General features: G+C 69.8%; 14 protein-coding genes. 8 read left to right on the top strand and 6 right to left on the bottom strand.

Features of this window, described 5'->3' with window-relative positions; all coding sequences use genetic code 11:
- Nucleotides 1–939, top strand: a 939-nt coding sequence (locus IJH84_RS07630; protein ID WP_295142013.1) for an iron-containing redox enzyme family protein, incomplete at its 5' end; no start/stop codon positions are given.
- Between the two features lie 88 nt (nt 940–1,027).
- Here IJH84_RS07630 and IJH84_RS07625 read toward each other — a convergent pair.
- Nucleotides 1,028–1,195 (bottom strand): hypothetical protein, encoded by a 168-nt coding sequence (locus IJH84_RS07625; RefSeq protein WP_295142011.1) that lies wholly within the window; start codon nt 1,193–1,195, stop codon nt 1,028–1,030.
- Nucleotides 1,196–1,362: 167 nt separating this feature from the next.
- On the opposite strand from IJH84_RS07625, the gene IJH84_RS07620 reads away from it, so the two are divergent.
- The 6 genes from IJH84_RS07620 (at nt 1,363) to IJH84_RS07595 (ending at nt 9,016) form a co-directional block, all read left to right on the top strand.
- A complete protein-coding gene (locus IJH84_RS07620; RefSeq protein ID WP_295142008.1) occupies nt 1,363–1,788 on the top strand; it encodes a pyridoxamine 5'-phosphate oxidase family protein in 426 nt (141 codons plus the stop codon).
- A gap of 11 nt (nt 1,789–1,799) precedes the next feature.
- Nucleotides 1,800–2,192 (top strand): hypothetical protein, encoded by a 393-nt coding sequence (locus IJH84_RS07615; protein ID WP_295142005.1) that lies wholly within the window; start codon nt 1,800–1,802, stop codon nt 2,190–2,192.
- Between the two features lie 336 nt (nt 2,193–2,528).
- The gene (locus IJH84_RS07610) at nt 2,529–5,138 is read left to right on the top strand and encodes an NB-ARC domain-containing protein (RefSeq protein WP_295142002.1); all 2,610 of its coding nucleotides are present in this window, start codon (nt 2,529–2,531) and stop codon (nt 5,136–5,138) included.
- 597 nt (nt 5,139–5,735) lie between these two features.
- Nucleotides 5,736–6,005 (top strand): hypothetical protein, encoded by a 270-nt coding sequence (locus IJH84_RS07605; protein ID WP_295141999.1) that lies wholly within the window; start codon nt 5,736–5,738, stop codon nt 6,003–6,005.
- A complete protein-coding gene (locus IJH84_RS07600; RefSeq protein ID WP_295141996.1) occupies nt 5,998–6,600 on the top strand; it encodes a DUF6879 family protein in 603 nt (200 codons plus the stop codon). The genes IJH84_RS07605 and IJH84_RS07600 overlap by 8 nt, the downstream gene beginning before the upstream one ends.
- Before the next feature lie 37 nt (nt 6,601–6,637).
- On the top strand, nt 6,638–9,016 hold the full coding sequence (locus IJH84_RS07595) for a tetratricopeptide repeat protein (RefSeq protein ID WP_295141993.1): 2,379 nt from the start codon (nt 6,638–6,640) through the stop codon (nt 9,014–9,016).
- On the opposite strand, the gene IJH84_RS07590 is transcribed toward IJH84_RS07595, so the two are convergent.
- From IJH84_RS07590 to IJH84_RS07580, 3 genes are all read right to left on the bottom strand, one after another.
- Nucleotides 8,998–9,831, bottom strand: a complete 834-nt coding sequence (locus IJH84_RS07590) for a formyltransferase family protein (RefSeq protein ID WP_295141990.1) — start codon at nt 9,829–9,831, stop codon at nt 8,998–9,000. The two genes, IJH84_RS07595 and IJH84_RS07590, sit on opposite strands and share 19 nt — an antisense overlap.
- Nucleotides 9,832–9,905: 74 nt before the next feature.
- Nucleotides 9,906–10,088, bottom strand: coding sequence for a hypothetical protein (locus tag IJH84_RS07585; protein WP_295141987.1), 183 nt, complete (start codon nt 10,086–10,088; stop codon nt 9,906–9,908).
- A gap of 281 nt (nt 10,089–10,369) precedes the next feature.
- On the bottom strand, nt 10,370–11,971 hold the full coding sequence (locus IJH84_RS07580; protein ID WP_295141984.1) for a GMC family oxidoreductase: 1,602 nt from the start codon (nt 11,969–11,971) through the stop codon (nt 10,370–10,372).
- 266 nt (nt 11,972–12,237) lie between these two features.
- On the opposite strand from IJH84_RS07580, the gene IJH84_RS07575 reads away from it, so the two are divergent.
- Entirely contained in the window at nt 12,238–13,065 is an 828-nt protein-coding gene (locus IJH84_RS07575; RefSeq protein ID WP_295141981.1) for a glycoside hydrolase family protein, read from the top strand.
- On the opposite strand, the gene IJH84_RS07570 is transcribed toward IJH84_RS07575, so the two are convergent.
- Together IJH84_RS07570 and IJH84_RS07565 are read right to left on the bottom strand one after the other, a co-directional pair.
- A complete protein-coding gene (locus IJH84_RS07570; protein WP_295141979.1) occupies nt 12,974–13,843 on the bottom strand; it encodes an ABC transporter permease in 870 nt (289 codons plus the stop codon). The two genes, IJH84_RS07575 and IJH84_RS07570, sit on opposite strands and share 92 nt — an antisense overlap.
- Nucleotides 13,840–14,818: ABC transporter substrate-binding protein (locus IJH84_RS07565; protein ID WP_295141976.1), on the bottom strand; the 979-nt coding region annotated here is incomplete at its 5' end. The genes IJH84_RS07565 and IJH84_RS07570, both read right to left, overlap by 4 nt.

The raw sequence follows: 14,818 nt of genomic DNA, 5'->3' as shown, positions 1-14,818 counted from the left end.
GTCGTCGACGCGCTCGGGCAGCCCCCGCCCGGCCCGGTGCTGCCGCTGCTTCAGGCGCGCACCGCGGAGCCGTTCGGCGACGACCTCGCCCTCGCCCTGCACACTTGCTACGAGCTGCACTACCGCGGTTTCCGGGACTCCAGCCCGGAATGGGAGTGGGAGCCGGGACTGCTCGGTTTCCGCCGCGAGCTCGAGCGCACCTTCCTGGACGCGCTGCGCGCCGCCACCGGCGGGTCCGACGACGTCTCCGGCGTGCTGGACGACCTGCTGGTGGAACCGGTGCCGGGCAACGGCGTTTCGCACTTCCTGCGGGACGAGGGCGAATGGTGGCAGCTGTGCGAGTACTTCGCGCACCGCTCGATCTACCACCTCAAAGAGGCCGACCCGCACGCCTGGGTCATCCCGCGGTTGCAGGGCCGGGCGAAGGCGGCGCTGGTGGCGGTGGAGTTCGACGAATTCGGCGGCGGGCACGGCGAACGGGTGCACGCGCGGCTGTTCGCCGATCTGCTGGCCGATGCCGGGTTGAACCCGGGTTACCTGCACTACCTGGACGACGTGCCCGCGCCGCAGATCGCACTGGTGAACCTGATGTCGATGTTGGGGCTGCACCGGGGATTGCGCGGCGCGCTCGTCGGCCACTTCAGCGCAGCGGAGATCACCACCGCCCCGAGCGCCCAGCGGCTAGCCGATGCGCTGCGCCGCCACGGCGCCGGGCAAGCGAGCGTGCACTTCTTCACCGAGCACGTCGAGGCCGATGCCGTGCACGAGCAGGTCATGCGCCGTGACGTGATCGGCGACCTGCTCGACCGCGAACCGGGCCTGGCCGCGGACGTGGTCTTCGGCATCGAGGCCACCGGCGTGCTGGAGGGCAGGCTTGCCGAGTGCCTGCTGGGTGCTTGGCGGCGCGGCGAAAGCTCCCTGCGCCACCCGCTGCCCTGAGCGGGGCGATCGTCAGAACCGTTGGGACGGAACGGATCCGGTCCACCCGCAAGGTTCCGCCCACAATGTACTGAAGTGTTCGACGTCGTCACGCGAGCGGTGCGTGGGCCCATCCGACGGCGGTCTTCCGGCCGTCCTGGTTCTGCACCCAGACTTCGCTTTGCATGTGTCGTTGCCCGCGGTGCTCGACCGGGCCCAGGATCGCGCCGCGGGCGGTGACCTCGTCTTCGACGTAGAACGGGCGGATGAACTTCACCGACAGGTGCCCGCCGCCGATCCAGCTGCCGCTGTGGCGATGCAGGAAGGTGCGGCGTTGACCGTCCGGGAAGGCGTGTCGAACCCGCGCCGGCGGCGTGCTCGTCGTGAGCTGCGAGCTTCCGCGGACGCGGGCGATCGTCGGTGACCGCCGCTATCTTCGAGTGCATGGCACTGTCTGCACAGGAACGAGAGCAATTCCTCGCCGAACCGCACACGGGATCGCTCGCGGTGGCGTGGACGAACGGTCGCGCGCCGATGACGGTCCCGATCTGGTACCACTACTCGCCCGGCGAGGAGCTTTGGATCAGCACCGGGGCGCAGTCGCGCAAGGCCGAAGCGATCCGCGCCGCGGGCCGGTTCAGCCTGCTGGCGCAGCGGATCGAGCCGACCGTGCGCTACGTCTCGGTGGAAGGGCCGGTCACCCGGATCGAGGCGGGGAGCGAGGAAGCCTCCCGGCGCATGGCCGAGCGGTACCTGCCGCCGAAGGCGGCCGCGAACTTCGTGGAGTACGAGCGCACGGAGCTCGGTGAGCACGTGACCATCTACATGCGCCCGGAGCATTGGCTGTCGGCCGAGATGGGGTCGTTCTAGCAGGAAGTCCGGTGGCGGTCCCGCACGACCGCAGGCTCCGCCGCTCGCGAACCGGCCCGGAACGCGCGCCGATTCATCGGCCGTCGCGGACCAGGGCAATGATTTCGGAATCAATTTGTTTGCGGCAGTGCTGGTTCAGCAAGCAACGATTATTGTTCGTGCGCCCGGCCGAGTTCAGCCGGGACGAACTTGCGCTCGTCATTCGTCGTTCGGAAGCGACCGCTCGTCGATCGGTATGCCCGCTCGTCGCAATCCTGCTCGATCCGGCAGCGAATTCAAGTTCAAGTAAGTTGACTGTCCCGCATCAGGACTGGATTAATCGCCGGTATCGGCGATTGCTGCATATTCCGAAGAAGCGTGTGCGGACGTTGTGCCGGGGAGAAGTGGTAGCGAGCGACAACTGATCAACTTATCGCAGGGGCGTGTTCGCGCGCCTCCCGGAGCGCACAGCACCGGGCCGAGTCAGGGGTGCGAGCTCGGTCCGCCTCGGGTGAACCGCAACGGCGTGCCCGTTGCGTGCTCGCTGATGGAACCGGTGCCCGGGTGCTTTCGGGCGGAATTCGCGCGCTGCCGGAGCTTCTCGTTCCGCAGCGGTAGCCGATGTCCGCCCGTTCTGCCTGCATCGGACATCGTCCCCGCGATGTCCGGGCGGCGCTTCGGTTCTTCGGCGTTGTGCGGCCGGAACTCGAACTAGTCGGACGTGTGGACCGGTCCGGTCCGCGGAGAGGAACTGTAGATCCTTGTCGGAAAGGTCGGAAGGCGACGACGCCGCAGCGGAAGTGGCGTCGACGTCGAACCAGGTCGGCGACCACGTCGGTCTGGCGATGCAAGTCGGCGGCAGTATTTCCGGTGGTCTCACGATCAACACGGGCGGATCGTCGTCGGTTCGCCCGAGCACCGGAGACTCGTTGCCGATTCCCGCGCATTCCGCGATGCCTCGCCCGGAGCTGCTCGACGAACTGATCGAGGCATTGCGTGGTGCCTCCGGAACCGGGCTGCCGACCGGAGTCACCGGGGACAGCGGGTTCGGCAAGACCACGCTGGCCACAATGGCGTGCCGCGACGCGCGGGTGGCCGAGTCGTTCCCCGACGGCGTGCTGTGGACGACGATCGGGTACGACGCCGCCGGGCCGGACCTGGCGACCAAGCTCAACGAGCTGTCCGAGCGGTTGTCCGGAAGCCGCCCGTCGTTCACCGGCCCGGACAAGGCCGGTGAACATCTCGGCAACCTCGTGGCGGACAAGCGCTGCCTGCTGGTGATCGACGACGTGTGGCGGCGTTCGCAGCTGGAACCGTTCGCGGCCGCGGGCACGAACTGCCGCAAGCTGGTCACCACCAGGTTCCCGGAGTTGCTGGCGCAGGGCGCCGCGCCGGTGACTGCCGGGGCGATGCAGCCGGACCAAGCTCAGGCCGTGTTGTGCGCGGGGTGGTCGACGCACCATCCGGATCAGGTGGATCCGCTGCTGGCCCGCACGCACGGGTGGCCATTGATGCTGGCGCTGGCCAATCGTGCCGTGCACAAGTACGTCAACGGCGGGCGTTCGCTTTCCGATGCGGCGCGAAAAGTGGCCGATCGGCTCTCCCGCGGTGCGCAGGAGGTGGACCGCACGGCCGTGACGCAGCGCTGCGACACGGCCTCGGCCATGATCGAGCTGAACCTGTCCCTGCTCGGCGAGCAGCACCGGCAGCGGTGCTTCGACCTCGCGATCTTCCCCGGGGACGCGTTCATCCCGCCCGAGACGTTGCGGACGTACTGGGGTCGTGTCGCGGGCATGACCGCGGACGCGGTCGAGGATCTGCTCGCGCGGCTCGACGAGCTGGCCTTGGTGCAGCGGTGCTGGGTCGGCGACGCACCCGCCGTTCAGGTGCACGATGTCGTCGGTGACTACCTGCGCAAGCGGGTCGGCGCCGAGCTGCCCGAGTACCACCGGGCCTTCCTTGGTTCGTTCCAGCCGAAATCGGCGGGGAAATCGGGATCGGGAGCCGCGGCGGTGTCGCCGGAATCCGATCCGTACCTGCGCGCGCAGGGCCATTTCCACCGCCGTGCGGCGGATCGGTCCCAGCCCGGAGTGCAGATCCCGGCGAGCTCCGCGCTGGCCCGGGAATCCGCGGGGCGCAAGGCGTCGCGCGGCCGCCGGGTGCGCCGGACGGTGTTGGTGGGCGTTCCGGCTGCCGTGGTGCTGTCCGCAGGAGTCGCGTTCGCCGCGCAGCTGGACGTCGGCCGCGACGGGCCACCGGCCGAACCGCCGCCGGTGCGACAGATGCCGCCTGCGCAGATTCCCGGGCCGCCACCGGCCACGACACCCAACCCGGCACCCACGCCGGAACCTCCAGCCGCCGCGGAGCCGCCACCGCAGGCACCGCCCGCATCGTCGGCCGAGTGCGACCGCCCCGACTGCGATCTCCCGGCCCGTTCGACGGCTCAGGCCGGGGACGGCAGCCTCGTCACGCTTGGGAGCGGCCCGGGCACGGTGCACCGATACGTGCAATCTTCCGCTGGAACGGCACCGGAACCGGACGGCGATCTCGGTGTGAGCGCTATGGCCGAAACCCGTCCGGTGCTCGTGCCGGACCGCAACGGAAGGCTGGTCGGGTTCGTGACCGACACGGCCGGGAGGCTGCTGTACAACCCGAACGTCGAGCCGGGCGTTCCGTCGCAGGCAGACGACTGGAAAGAGATCGCGACCGGCATGTCCGGCACGCCGGCGGCGGCCCAGGACCGCAGCGGGAACCTCGTGGTGATCACCAGGGACTCCGGCGGGAGCGTCTGGCGACTGGCGCAGAACGAGGGCTGGAAACGCAAGATGCTGGACGGAACACTGACCGACGAGGACCCGAAGGTCCACCGGGACGATTCGGGCTTCTTGCGCGTGTTCGTGCTGGACAGGAGCCACTACATGCGCACATGGGCGCAGGAGGTCTCCGGCGACTTCAAGTTCCGGGAGCCTCCTCTCGGCAACGCCCAGCTGCACAGTCCACCGGCGGTGATGATGATCGACGACCGGCTGGTGCTGTTCGCGCTGGACGGCAATCGCGCCTTGCGGCAGCTGCCCGAGAGCCGGGACCTCGGCCCCAACCAGTGGCCGCAGGAGTGGTATCCCGTTCCCGAACTCCCAGGCGCCTACACCGGCCTGCCGATCGTGGCGTCCGACGAGTCCGGAGCCGTGAACATCTTCGTCCGCCACCAAGCTGATCCGAGCCGGGTGTCCTACGCCCGCCTCGGAGGCATCCCGGACGAACTCGGCACGCGGATGCAACCGATGCTCTCCGCAACGCTCCAAGGCGGCGCGTTGGTCGTGCAAGGATGGCGCCCGGACGGGGCAGCCGTGGTCAGCGAGCCCCCTGGCTGAGCACCTGGGGTGCGGTCGCGGCACCATGACCGGTCCCAGCGCGGACGAACCTCCTGCGCGCTGACGGTCGCGGGCGACCCCCGGCGGCGGAAACCCGGGCCGTGAGCGGAAATTCGCTCACGGCCCGGATCGTCCATAGTGGAACAGAAGCCGCGTTCACCGGACGACCAGATCCGGTGGCCCGCCGCCCGGCGCACAGTGCACCCGTGGAATCGTCTCAGCGCGTTCGCGGCGGTGGCGGAGGTTGCCAAGTAGGCGGTCTTCCCGTCCAAGTAGATGAGTTGCGGGCCTGCATCGTGCCGAACGCCCTGGAGATCAGCGCCTGGACTTCCTCGCTGACCGGGTACTCGGTAGCGGTGGCCGCCCAGGAAATCACCTGCGGTTGACCCGAACAGCGGCGACCGATCGACGTGGTGGGTTCACCGAACCGGGCCGGACATCGACTCCGAACGTTGGAACATTGATCGGGTCGCGCCGCCGACCATGATCAACATGGTACTGTACGCGCCGGTAACGGCACGAACAGTATCGATCGAGCTGTGGACGGCCGGTATTCCGCTCTCCACGCGGCCGTTGGCGGTATCGGAGGTGGGGGAGATGACCCGGAGCTGGGAGGCGGATCCTTCGTCGCCGCTCGCGCGGCGGCTGGGCAAATCCGCCCGGGAACTGGGAACCAGCGGCGACGACGACGGTTGCCCGGACGTCTGGGAACTGGCCAACGGCGATGTCGCCGTGATCGGCCGCGATCTCACCGGCGAGTACGCAGGCCGGTTGCCGGACGGGGCGATGGTGGCCGCCGACGAGCGGCTCGTGGTCGTGCCGCGCGCGACCTTGCTGGCCGCCAAGGAGGACATCCCCGATGCGTGAGCTGCTGCAAGCGGCGCGCGGTGCGCGGTTGCCGCTGAAGGACTACCAGGCGGACTTCCAGCAGCACTTCTGGCGGATCGGCGCGGCCGGGTTCTGGAAGCTGGAACGGCAGCAGACCTTCGCCGAACCCCGCAGCCCGAGCTGGCAGGCGTTCGCCCGCGGTGCGTGGGACGAGGCGATGCACCGCCTCGAAGACCAGCGCCCGGACATCGCGGACTACTACCGCAGAATCGCCGAGGCCGGTTTCCGCACCAAGCGCGTCCGGGTGCTCGCCGAACCGCTCACGCCGTACCTGCGCTGGGAGCTGCAACTGCTGCGGTTGCGCAGCGAGTACGGCGCCGGAATGCGCGTGGTGCGCGAGGACCAGGTCGAGCGGTTCGAGGAATCCGGCCCGTTGCCGGAAGTTTGCACGCTCGGCGACGAAGTCATGTACGAGGTCCGCTACGACACCGATGGCGCGCTCGCGGGCGGAATCCGCTACCGCGACCCCGAACTGATCGCGCGCTGCCGCGGCTTCATCAGGGACCTCTACGACCGCGGGGAGGAGTTGGCCGTGTTCGCCGACCGCTCTGGGCTCGTACCGGGCGTGCGGTGACGTGACGGCTGTGCCGCGACGGGGGTGACCCGAGCAGATGGAGCAGGCGCACGGCCGGACGTCCCGGAACCGCTCGGAGATCTCCGGAGATGCTGCCGATGTCGTGCAGGCTGGACGCGTGTACGGCGACGTCCACTTCCACGGCGGCGACCGCGCGCCGGTCGACACGCCGCAGCAACTTCCCGGGAACGTGCGGAGTTTCGTCAACCGCGTCGCGGAGACGGGCGATCTCGACGCGGTCCTCGAGGACGCCGATCCTCCCGGGGTGGTCGTGATCACCGGCACCGCCGGGGTCGGCAAGACTTCGCTGGCGGTGCACTGGGCGCACCGGGTCCGGCACCGCTTCCCGCAGGGCCAGCTGTACGTGAACCTGCGCGGCTACGACCCGGGCGAGCCGGTGACCGCCGGGGAAGTGCTGGACCGCTTCCTGCGCGCGCTCGGCGTACCGGCCGGGTCGATCCCGGCCGAGCCGGAGGATCGCGCCGCGCTCTACCGCTCCCGGCTGGCCGACCAGCGGATGCTGGTGCTGCTGGACAACGCGGGCTCGGTCGGACAGGTGCGGCCGCTGCTGCCCGGGACCTCGGAGTGCCTGGTGATCGTGACCAGCCGCAGCCGGCTGTCCGGGCTGGTGGTGCGCAACGGTGCGCGGCGGGTCGACTTGGGCGTGCTCACCGCGGACGAGTCCGCCGAGCTGCTGCGCGAGCTCACCGCGAGCTACCGCGCGGCCGATGACCAGGCCGAACTGCTGGAGTTGGCGCGGCTGTGCGCCCGGTTGCCGCTGGCGTTGCGCATCGCCGCGGAACGCGCCGCCAGCAGACCGCTGATGAGCCTGGCGGACCTGATCTCCGACCTGCGCGACGAATCCTCGCTCTGGGACGCGCTCACCGCCGAGGACGACGAGGAATCCGACGCCGTGCGCACCGTCTTCGCCTGGTCCTACCGGGCGTTGCCGCAGGACGCGGCGCGGCTGTTCCGGCGGCTGGGGCTGCATCCCGGCCCGGAGTTCGGCACCGACGCCGCGGCCGCGCTGCTGGACGGCTCCACCGCGCAAGCCAAGCGGTTGCTGGACGTGCTGGTCGGCGCGCACTTGATCGACCAGCGTGCGCCGGGTCGCTACCAGCTCCACGACCTGCTGCGCGCCTACGCGGCCGATCAGGCGCTGCACGAGGAGTCCGAGCAGCACCGGTGGCTCGCCGTGCGGCGAGTGCTCGGCTGGTACGCGCGCTCGGCCGGTTCGGCGTTGGGCGTGATCTTTCCGCACGCCCGGCGCCCGGAGTTCGCGCCAGGGGACCGGATCGCGTTCGACGACCGCACCCGTGCGCTGGAGTGGTACGAGGCGGAACGGGTGAACCTGGTCGCCGTGGTGCGGGCCGCGGCCGAGCACGGTGCGCACGAAACCTCCTGGCGACTGGCCGCGTTGCTGCGCAACGCGCACGCCAACCGCAACGATTTCGACGACTGGTTCACCACCGCTCGGATCGGGCTGGCCTCGGCCGAGCAGATCGGTGACCGCTACGGCGCGGCGGAACTGCACGAAAGCCTCGGCAAAGCGCATCTGCAATGCCGCGGACTCGCCGACAGCGAGCGGCACCACCGGGCGGCGCTGGAGATCCGCCGGGAGCTCGACGACCGGCCCGGCCTGCTCGCGTCGATCAACGCGCTGGGCCTGGTGGCGCTGCGCGCCCGGGATCTGACCGAGGCCCGTGCGCGTTTCGAACGCTGCGCAGACCTGGCGTGGCAAGCGGGCGACGTCGGCTGGCAGGCATTGGCCGCGTGCAATCTCGGGGAGGTCCGGTGCGAACTCGGCGACATCCCGGCCGCCGCGGCGCAGCTGAACACCGCCCTGCGCAGGTATCGGGAACGCGGCGACCGCGCCCGGGAAGGCAACGCGCTGTTCCTGCTCAGCCGGGCGCAGCGCGAATCAGGCGATGCACCGGCCGCGCACTCGACGATCTCGGAAGCCCTCGCCCTCGCCGCGGAGTTCGGCAACCGCATGTGGGAGGCGTACTGGCTGACCGAGCTGGCCCGGGTGCAGCGCGCGCTCGGAACACCTGGCGAGGCGCTGAGTTCCTACCAGCGCTCCTTGGTCCTGCAGCAACAGCTGGGCGACCGCAGCCGGGAAGCGATGGCGCTGCACGGCATCGGTGAGACCTACCGCGAACTCGGACGTTTCGGCGACGCCGCCGACTTCCACCGGCGCGCAGCAGCGATCCACCGGGAACTGGGCGACGACTGGCAGCTCGCTGCGGCCGCCGATGGTCTCGCAGCCGCCGCAGCAGCCGGTGGTGAGTCGGAGCGAGCGGTGGATTCCTGGCGGGAGGCCGCGGGCTGTCTGAGAGCTTTCGAGGACCCGGTCGCGATGGCGATGCGCGAGCGGGTCTCGCGCCGGATCCGCGATCACTCCGCGCAAGCGTAATCCGTTATCCACAATGGACCGTCCGCGCACTCGACCCGGACACCGTCGCCCGGAGTCGTGCGGGTGCGCAGGATCCGCACCTGCTTCCCGTTCAGCCGCGCGGTCGGGCTCCTTCGCATGAACCGGTTGGTGCGCACCTGGTTGTGGATGTCCGTGGCGCGGTTCGACCAGTCGACGACGGAGAAACCGGGCTCCAGGTATCCGGCCCGAGTGGCCGCCGACTCGTCCTGCGGTTCGCCCTGATCGCCTGCCGCGACCCGGCCCAACGCGGTGCCGAGCAGCTCCCGGACGACCGGTTCGATCCGTTCCCACAGCAGTTCTTGCGTCATCTCCTCGTCGAGGGGAATTCCGCTGCGTTGAGCCAGAATCGGCCCGGCGTCGAGCTGCTCCGTCATGCGGTGCACGGTCACGCCGATCGACGGATCGCCGTTGCGCAGCGCCCAGTGCACCGGCGCGGGACCGCGGTATCGCGGCAACGACGAGGGATGCACGTTGAGCGCGCCGTCCGGCAGGCTCCGCAACAGGTCTGCTGGAAGCGGCCAGTTGAACCCGTAGACCACCGCGAGATCCACCTGGTAGCCGCGCAGCGCGCCGGTCAATCCCGCGGCACTGCCGGGAACCAGGAAGTCGACGTCGCCGGGTATCGAGCCGAGCAGCTCACCGGCGGCCTTCCCGGTCCGCGCCCGCCCGGGCCGCTTCGCCGCGGTGTGCACGTAGGCGACGGGGGCGTAGCCGTGCTGTTCGCAGCATTCGTGCAGCGCGGCGAACTGTTCGGCACCGAACGAGAACAGCGCGGCACGCTTCGTGTCCGACATGCTGTTGATCATGGCACGGCGGCGGTGACCGGGAAATGACCGCCAGGTTCGCGAACGGTGCGGTGCGACCGCGCTCAGGACCCCTTGCCGAGGCGCTTGGCGTGCTTGCAGTCGGGGCAGGTGACGCTGCCGTGGAAGGTCTTCGTCCGGTACGTGTGCTCCGGGAACGCCTTGCCGCACAGCGAGATCGCCCGACTGTCCCAGATCGAGACGTTCGCGCGGTGGGTGATGCCGTCGTGCATGACCTCGGCTTGCATGAGCTTACCTCCCAGTGTTGCTTCCTTCTTCCGAGCTAATCCCTCCCCGATGGGACGCATATGAAATCACCGGCGGTAACTGGGAGGCAATGAATTTTCCCGTGTTGCTCCGTTGTGCGGTCGTGTTGCTGCGACGAACGGTTGGTCGTGTTCGGGCAGTCGAGGTTCTGCCCGTAGCCGTGCGGATTTCGGACTGCTCTATCCGAGTGTGATGACGCGGTGGACGCCGCCGACCGGGGAACGGCACCAGCCCTCGCCGGCGGTCCCGCAGTCAGCCTTGGTCAGGCGTCTTCGAGGATGTAATCGGCCGCGTGCCAAGCCAACGCCGTGACCGGCCCGTTGAGGTTGCCGGAAACCATGATCGGCAACACCGAGGCGTCCACTACGCGCAGCCCGGCCACACCGCGCACGCGCAGCCGCGAGTCGACCACGTCGTCGTCGTTCGGCCCCATCGCGGCGGTCCCGCTCGCGTGGTAACCGCAAGCGCCGCCGAGCAACCCGGCGTCGATGATCTCCCGATCGGTCTGCACGTCGTCCCCGGGCGAGATCTCGTGCTCGATCCGCTGCGCGAGCGGCGCGGTGCCGAACAGCCCGCGAATCACGCGGAAGGCGGCCGCGGAGGTCGTTCGGTCGTGCTCGGTGCTGAAGTACCCCGGATCGATGTCCAGCGGTGCGTCCGGATCCGCCGAGGTGATGCGGACGCCGCCCGCGCTGTCCGGCCGCAGCAGGTAGGCGATGCACACCATCCCCGGCTTCTGCTCGAGCTGAATGCCCTTGCCGGGTTCGGGCGGCAGCATCGAGTACGGCGCGACTTGCAGCTGCGCGTCGGGGCGGGCGAGCTCGGGGCGGGTCTTGAAGAATCCGACGATGTCGAACGACGGCGCGGCCATCGGCCCGCCTCCGGTCGCCTGGTACTCGGTCATTGCCCGCTGCTGGGCCTCCGGCGTGTTCAGCAGCCGGTTGTACCCGATGTCCTCGGCGAGCCGGAACTGCGCGTAGAGCACGCGGTGCTCGCGCATCCGGGCGCCGACGTTCGGGCTTTCCGCGGCGATGCCGACCCCGGCGGCGCGCAGCGTCTCGCGATCACCGATCCCGGAGAGCTGAATGATCTTCGGCGTGGCGAGCGCGCCGGAGGACAGGATCACCTCGCGGATGGCGCCGTATTCGACGGCCCGCCCGTCCTGCCTGGCTCGCACGCCGCACGCCCGGTCACCGTCGAGCACGACCCGATCGACGTCGGTGCGCAGCGCGACGGTCAGGTTCGGCCGGTTCATGACCGGGTGCAGGAACGCGGTCGCCGCACTGCACCTGCGGCCGTTGCGGATCGTGGCCATCGTGTAGCCGATGCGTTCCTCGTCGGTCTCGTTGAGGTCCCGCGCCCGCTGCCAGCCGAGTCGGGTACCGGCGGTGAGCACGTCCTCGAGCAGCGGGTCACCGCCTTCGGCGGTCGAGAGCTGCAGTGGGCCGCCCGCGCCGCGCGCTTCGGTGGCGCCGAGCGGGTTGTCCTCGATCGTGTTGAAGACCGGCAGCATCTCGTCCCAGCCCCACCCCGGGTTGCCGAGCTCGGCGATCGCGTCGTGGTCGGCGCGGTTGCCGCGGTTGTAGACCATGCCGTTGACCGAGCTGGACCCGCCGAGCGTCTTGCCCCGCACCCAGTGCTCGACCTGCCGGGCCGGTCCGAACGGGCGAGTCGGGTAGTGCCACGCGGTGCTGGGATCGCCGATGAGCTCGGCGAATCCGCGCGGCATGGCGATGAGCGGGTTCGCGTCCTGCTCGCCCGCCTCGATCAGCAGCACGCTGACATCGGGATCGGCGGAGAGGCGGTTGGCGAGCACGCAACCAGCTGTTCCGGCGCCGACGATGATGTAGTCGAACCGCGTCATGGAGGCGCTCCTTCCCGATGCTGGTGCTCGGCTTCCAGTCCGGCGTGCGCCGAACTCGGGCGAAACCGCTGCGCGGGTGAATCCGGGGCGCGGCGCGAAATCCGGGAAAATTCGTGCCGGGACCTGGCGCGTGCGCGTTCCTATGATGCTCTCGAACTTTCCTGGTCGTGCACACCTCGAAGAGGACTCATGCGGAAATCAGCTCGCTTGCTCGCCGGTACCCGCACGTCGTTCGGGCTCGGCGTGGCCTGCCATCGGGGGATTTGATGGTCGCCGGGACGTCGCTGCGGACCGCGCTGGCGGCGGTGGTGGCAGTGCTGCTCGCGCCCTCGGCCGCGGCAGCCGGGCCGGGAACCGTCGAAGATCCCGGCAAGAAGGGTGTCAGCGCGACCGATGTGTCCGGTGTGGACGAAGCGCTCGGCGACGCCGGTACGAGCTGGTTCTACGACTGGTCCGCCGATGAGCAGGGCATCGCAGCACCGGAGGGCACGGAATTCGTCCCGACGATCTGGGGCGCCGATGCGGTCAACCGGCAAGAGCTGGACGAGGCGAAGAATTCGGGCTCGACATTGCTGAGCTTCAACGAGCCGGACATGGCGGAGCAAGCGAACATGTCCGTCGAGCAGGCCCTCGATTTGTGGCCGCAGCTGCAGGAAACCGGGATGCGGCTGGGCGCACCCGCGGTGGCCACCGGTGCCGATCAGGAAGGCGGCTGGCTCGACCGGTTCATGCAGGGCGCGGCCGAACGCGGCTACCGGGTCGATTTCATCCCGCTGCACTGGTACGGCGCGGATTTCTCACCCGCGGCGACCGAGCAGCTGCGCAGCTACGTCCAAGCCGTTCAGGACCGCTACCGGAAACCGGTTTGGCTCACCGAATACGCGCTGATCGATTTCTCCGGCGCGACGCCGCGCTACCCGAGCCAGCAGCAGCAAACCGAGTTCGTCCGGAACTCCACCGCGATGCTCGAAGAACTGCCGTTCGTCGAGCGCTACGCCTGGTTCACGCTCTCCACCGAAACCAGCCCCACCGGCCTCTACGACGGCGTCCGGCCCAACCAGACCGGCAACGCTTACCGCGAGGTCCCGAGCTAGCCGGTCTGGGGCGACGGGGACGCAGGGCCACCCGGGTGGTGGTGTCCAGCACGTAGCCGAGGGCGCCGATCACCAGGATCACCGCCATCACCTGGTCGTAGGCGAGCTGGTCGCGGGCGTTGAGGATCTGGTAACCCAGGCCGGAGTCCACTCCCAGCATTTCCGCGGGTACCAGCACCACCCACCCGATGCTCAGCGCCAGTCGCAGTCCGGTGAGCACGTGTCCGCGCGCGGTCGGCAGCACCACGCTGGTCAGCAGCTCCAACCGGCTCGCTCCGAGCGAGCGCGCGACGTGCACGTGCCCGGGCGAGACCGCGTGCACCCCGGCCGCGGTGTTGAGCACGATCGGCCACACCGCCGCTGTGGCCACCAGGAACGCCACCGGCCGGTGGCCGATGCCGAACACCGCGACCGCGATCGGCGCCCAGGACAGCGGCGAGATCATCCGCAGGAACTGGAAAACCGGCCGGGTGGCGCGCTCGAACACCGGCAGCGAACCGACCAGCAGACCGAGCGGCACGCCCACGACCGCCGCGACGAGCAGGCCGAGCAGCAGCCGCCACAGGCTCGCCGCGAGGTCGGCGAGCAGTACTCCGCGCGCGAACAGCTCGCCGATCGCCGGTAGTGCGTGTTGCGGGGCGAACGCAGAAAGCAGCGGATCCGTGGTGAGCACGTCGGTCACCAGCCACCACACCGCGACGGAGACCGCCACGGCCGCGATCGCCGGGCCCAACGAGCCGCGGATCCTGGTCGTCCCGGCGGGCAGGACAGCGGTCATGCGGGGTTCACCTCTTCGGTGCGGGTCAGGTCGTCGGGCAGACCGAAGGCGGCCGGACCGCCGAACCGGTCCAGCGCGCTGCGGGCGAACCGGTCGTCGACGAGTTCGGAGTGGACCCGGTCGGGCACCAGCCGATCCAGGAACGCGGTATCTCCGTCCACCGCGGTCTGCTGCATGTCGCGCACCAGCTCGGCGGTGAAACCGGGGAAGGGATAGGGCTGGAATCCGATCCGTTGCCCTGTCCACTGTGGATTATGCAAGGTGTGGGCGTGGTTCTTGCCCGGATAGGTCAGAGCCGTGGTGACGGCGGGCAGCGGCTGCGGCAGATAGCCGTCCGCGGTCAGCAGCCGCGCACCGGCCTGCCGGTCCCGGCTCAGCGACAGCTGCGAAAGCGCCAGCGCGTCCACGAGCGCTTGCGTCCGTTGCGGATCCTCGGCCACGAGGTCGGAGTGCGCCAGCACCACGCAGCAGGCGTGGTCGCGCCACACATCACCGACGAACCGCAGGATCCGGCCCGCTCCTTTGATCTCCGCGATGGCGTTGAACGGGTCGGCCACGATGTAGCCGCCGACGGATCCGTTGGCCAGCGCGGGAACCATGTCGGATGGGCTCATCACCACCAGCTCGACGGTTCCGTCCGCAGTGGATGGAGGCTGGCGGACGACCGGGGTCAGCCCCGCAGCGCGGAGCATCCGCTGCAGCACGATGTTGTGGATCGACCACCAGAACGGGATCGCGACCCGCGTCCCGGCCAGTTGCTCGCTCCGCTCGACCTCGCGGCGCACGGTCAGCGCGGAACCGTTGGTGTGGTTCCAGGCCAGCACCCGCGCCCGCGCACCCATCGCGTACCGCAGCTGTACCGCGAACGGCATGAGCAGGTGCACGACGTCGACCTGCCGGGTCAGGAACGCCTCGGCCAGTGAGGACCAGCTGCGGAAGCGCACCGGCCGCTGCGCCCCGGTGCCGGCGAGCAGG

The organism is Saccharopolyspora sp., from assembly GCF_017434145.1.
Lineage (GTDB): Bacteria > Actinomycetota > Actinomycetes > Mycobacteriales > Pseudonocardiaceae > Saccharopolyspora_C > Saccharopolyspora_C galaxeae.
This window is presented reverse-complemented; position numbering and strand designations above follow the sequence as displayed.

Bases quoted from the DNA above. Each gene is read 5' to 3' on its own strand.
- IJH84_RS07590 (WP_295141990.1), bottom strand. From the start codon at position 9,831: ATGTCGGACACGAAGCGTGCCGCGCTGTTCTCGTTCGGTGCCGAACAG.
- IJH84_RS07620 (WP_295142008.1), top strand. From the start codon at position 1,363: ATGGCACTGTCTGCACAGGAACGAGAGCAATTCCTCGCCGAACCGCAC.
- IJH84_RS07580 (WP_295141984.1), bottom strand. From the start codon at position 11,971: ATGACGCGGTTCGACTACATCATCGTCGGCGCCGGAACAGCTGGTTGC.
- IJH84_RS07570 (WP_295141979.1), bottom strand. From the start codon at position 13,843: ATGACCGCTGTCCTGCCCGCCGGGACGACCAGGATCCGCGGCTCGTTG.
- IJH84_RS07600 (WP_295141996.1), top strand. From the start codon at position 5,998: ATGCGTGAGCTGCTGCAAGCGGCGCGCGGTGCGCGGTTGCCGCTGAAG.
- IJH84_RS07575 (WP_295141981.1), top strand. From the start codon at position 12,238: ATGGTCGCCGGGACGTCGCTGCGGACCGCGCTGGCGGCGGTGGTGGCA.
- IJH84_RS07595 (WP_295141993.1), top strand. From the start codon at position 6,638: ATGGAGCAGGCGCACGGCCGGACGTCCCGGAACCGCTCGGAGATCTCC.
- IJH84_RS07585 (WP_295141987.1), bottom strand. From the start codon at position 10,088: ATGCAAGCCGAGGTCATGCACGACGGCATCACCCACCGCGCGAACGTC.
- IJH84_RS07605 (WP_295141999.1), top strand. From the start codon at position 5,736: ATGACCCGGAGCTGGGAGGCGGATCCTTCGTCGCCGCTCGCGCGGCGG.